This is a genomic window from Chamaesiphon sp. OTE_75_metabat_556 (assembly GCF_031378165.1).
Classification (GTDB): Bacteria; Cyanobacteriota; Cyanobacteriia; order Cyanobacteriales; family Chamaesiphonaceae; genus Chamaesiphon.
The window spans coordinates 1-3,199 of record NZ_JANNDR010000095.1 but is presented as its reverse complement, the minus strand read 5'-3'; the positions used below and the strand labels follow the sequence as shown (position 1 = coordinate 3,199).

Annotated in this window: 5 protein-coding genes; 3 read left to right on the top strand and 2 right to left on the bottom strand. The window is 45.5% G+C overall.

Translation table 11 applies throughout. The features are described 5' to 3' along the window. The first annotated feature begins 234 nt into the window (after positions 1-234). A complete protein-coding gene (locus RMO27_RS04280; protein ID WP_309729444.1) occupies positions 235-669 on the top strand; it encodes a helix-turn-helix transcriptional regulator in 435 nt (144 codons plus the stop codon). A gap of 38 nt (positions 670-707) precedes the next feature. Here RMO27_RS04280 and RMO27_RS04275 read toward each other — a convergent pair whose 3' ends face one another. After that, the gene (locus RMO27_RS04275; RefSeq protein ID WP_309729441.1) at positions 708-1,364 is read right to left on the bottom strand and encodes a tyrosine-type recombinase/integrase; all 657 of its coding nucleotides are present in this window, start codon (positions 1,362-1,364) and stop codon (positions 708-710) included. Positions 1,365-1,571: 207 nt separating this feature from the next. On the opposite strand from RMO27_RS04275, the gene RMO27_RS04270 reads away from it, so the two are divergent. After that, complete coding sequence (locus tag RMO27_RS04270) at positions 1,572-2,258, top strand: hypothetical protein (RefSeq protein WP_309729438.1); 687 nt, start codon at positions 1,572-1,574, stop codon at positions 2,256-2,258. Then, the gene (locus RMO27_RS04265) at positions 2,236-2,643 is read left to right on the top strand and encodes an RES domain-containing protein (RefSeq protein ID WP_309729435.1); all 408 of its coding nucleotides are present in this window, start codon (positions 2,236-2,238) and stop codon (positions 2,641-2,643) included. Before RMO27_RS04270 ends, RMO27_RS04265 begins: the two co-directional genes overlap by 23 nt. Positions 2,644-2,650: 7 nt before the next feature. Here RMO27_RS04265 and RMO27_RS04260 read toward each other — a convergent pair. Continuing rightward, on the bottom strand, positions 2,651-3,199 hold a 549-nt coding region (locus RMO27_RS04260), incomplete at its 5' end, for a transposase (protein ID WP_309729432.1).

The following is a 3,199-nucleotide window of genomic DNA, read 5'->3' as shown; positions in this document are numbered from 1 at the left end:
TATTTCCAGCCGATCTACCCACCAATCTAACTGGAGTAACCCATCTAGATTTCTTTCAGAAAGACCGGGATGGTAATCCCAAAGGTATAGTTTCTGTACATTTATAGAATTGAACCGAAGAGGTAATGTGCTAAATCTGTGGATTTAGGTTTCCGATCGCTGAAATTATCAACGCATTTGATTTCCTTCAACAGATTCAGAACATTGCCTAGAAGGTTTCAATTCCTCAAAATAATGATTTCTAACGAAAGACAATACTCTATTACCAGAGCTGAACTCAAGAAGTTTGAGGCTTCTTTAGCAGAACTCGAAACAAAAAGTACATCAACGATGGACTTTAACGATCGAATGAGACACCAACTTTACTTAGATGCTCTCAACAGTCAAATTGATTCCTTCAAAGAGGAAATTGTAGAATACGAGCGTTTGAAGAGTGGCACAGTCCAAACGTTAAACTTTGATTCCCTAGAGCAACTACCAGATGCTCTCATCAAAGCACGAATCGTTAGAGGACTAACTCAAGGTCAGTTAGCAACTTCTTTAGGGTTAAAAGAGCAACAAATTCAGCAATATGAATCTACTCGATATGCCAATGCTAGCTTATCCAGAGTCATGGCTGTTCATTCTGTTCTCAATATCAGAATCAAAGAGGAAGTAATTTTTCAGTAAGGCAGACTTTAAATTAATTGATAATTGATAATTAATAATTAAACCAAGTCTGACAATAGATTCGATACTTTCTTCTGTAAACCCTGCCGATTATCGTCATAACGCCGGATCACATTCAGATCCGCATGACCGCTCAATTGCTGCACCGTCCGCACATCCCCATTCGTAGCATCGAGCGCAGCCGTGATGCTACTGTGTCGGACGCGGTGCGGGGACATGTGTTTCTCCACCCCTGCATCTACCGTCGTCCAATCGACAACCCGCGCCACGGATCGACCTGATAGCCGCATACCATAAGAACGCTTATCCAGAGCGATAAAGATCGGGTCTTTCGCTTGCCCTGCCCTAATTTCCAACCATTCCGCTAGAGCCGCCGCAGTCCGAGCAGCCAGATCGATCGGTTGTTTTTGCCGCTGCCCTTTCCGCAGAATCCACAACTTCCCCTCCCGAAAATCTTCGATATTTGTCGATGTCAGCTCGCCCCGCCGAATAGCGTTATCCCAGAGTAGGCGCATGATCGCGTAGTTGCGCTTCCCGATGACTGTCGATCGATCCACCTCCTGAAGAATCGATCGATAATCATCTACACCGATGCCAGAGGTATCGCGGTAGTTCTCGACGGGCATCAGCTTGATATCTTCCAGGCTATAACCACATTGCCCTAACTTTCGCGCATGATTGGTTAATGACTTCAACGCAGATAAGCGCGTGTTAATAGTCGAGGTTTTCGGACTCAAAACTGTCAACAGCTAGTTTCAGTTGACGAAGTTGCTTAACTTTGTTAAATTAAGAATATGTTGACGAAATTGCACAACTCTGACGCTTTGTGTGCGGAATCTTAGTAGAGATCGATCGTAGCTGGATAAAGTTGTCGATCGCATTATCAATTATCAATTAAAAAAATGAGTGTAGACACCTTAATCGACAGGGTACAAACCTCCACCCAGATCGAACAAAGACTGATCGATAATTTACTCGATGCTTCTCCCCAGTTTAAGGAAGCTTTAGCCACTTTATTGCGGGAATCAAAGCACCATCACAAGCTGTCTCAATACTGGCAAGCGACGCTTGATGTGGCTCTAGCTGCCAGTCATGCGAGTAATGTTACGGCGAGTCCTCATACTAATAGTTTTGAGTGGACGATCTCGGCGTTGACTGCACCCGAATTACTTGCCGAACTCGCACCGACAGATCCGTTGGCGGGAGCGCGATTGCGGGGGATGAAAGTCAAGCAGGAACTACTATATAGCGATGGGCAACCGTTACGGAGTGAAGAAGTCGCTCAATTATTGGGAATTTCTCGACAGGCTGTGGATAAACGGCGGGGTAAGGGTCAACTTTTGGCTGTTTCTTTGGGGAAACGGGGATATTTTTATCCGCTGTGGCAGTTTCAAGATGGGGGTGTTTTAGTTGGACTCGATTTGGTATTGACTGCGTTGGCTAAGTTCGATGCGTGGACGCAGTTAATGTTTATGAAAACTGGGGATTTACGGTTGAATAATCTTACTCCTTTAGAGTGTTTGGTGGCTGGAAATATCGATGCTGTAGTTACTGCTGCTGCTTGTTATGGCGAACCAAATCCAGCCTGAAGATCCGTTAATTCCCCATCCCTTACCGCCGGAAGATTTCGATCGGAGAGAGCTACCAGTTATTATTAATAAAGGGACTTGGTATCGATTGAATGCGGTTGATTTTGCTTCTAGTTTGTATTTCGATCGCACGGGTAAAGGGCGGTTTGATAGTCCGGCTCAGGGCTATGGGATTTTGTATGTGGGAGCTGATGTGTATGCGAGTTGGATCGAGTGCTATGGTAGGACTCATGGGGCTCAGGGAGTCTCTGAGTCGGTATTGAGACAGCGAGATTTGTATGCGATCGAGAGCAGTCGTCCGTTAGTATTTGCCGATCTGACGGGGAGTAGTTTGGTGAAGATGGGAGCCGATGCGCGGTTGTCTTCAGGGGCGATACCTGTCTAAATGTTATTTAGCAGCCAGATAAAAGTTTGGCAGTAGAAACATGGGGATGCTGGGGATCTTTAACCAAAGGCGGCTGATTTTTCTTCTGCTTGCGGGGCTGTTTGAGAAAACGAGTTAAATCAACTTTCGAGGCTAAATCCTGGAGTAGCAGCACAAAATCAGTTAAAGCAAAATCGCCAAAACACAGCCAAGCTGTTGGTGGCAGCGAAATCATCATGCCACGGTAAGTCCCCTGAATTTCATCAACAAGATAGAAATCAGACAAGGATGCCTCAATTTTACCCACACCATGAACGCTGGCTAAAGCCGCTCTTAAGGTGGCCAGTAGATTATAGGCAACTAACGCCAAGCTAAAACTGAACAGCGCAGCTTTGGGGTAAGCCAACGTATTAATTTCGCCTTCAAAGTTTTGGGTCACGGTTAAAAATAACCGCTCCACCTGCCAACGTTCTCGGTACAATTGGATCACGATTTGAGCACTGGCAGCCGTGATGGGCAAATTGGTCAACACCACAATTTCCGCATCCCCATGTCGAGATGGTGTCTTCAATCGGAG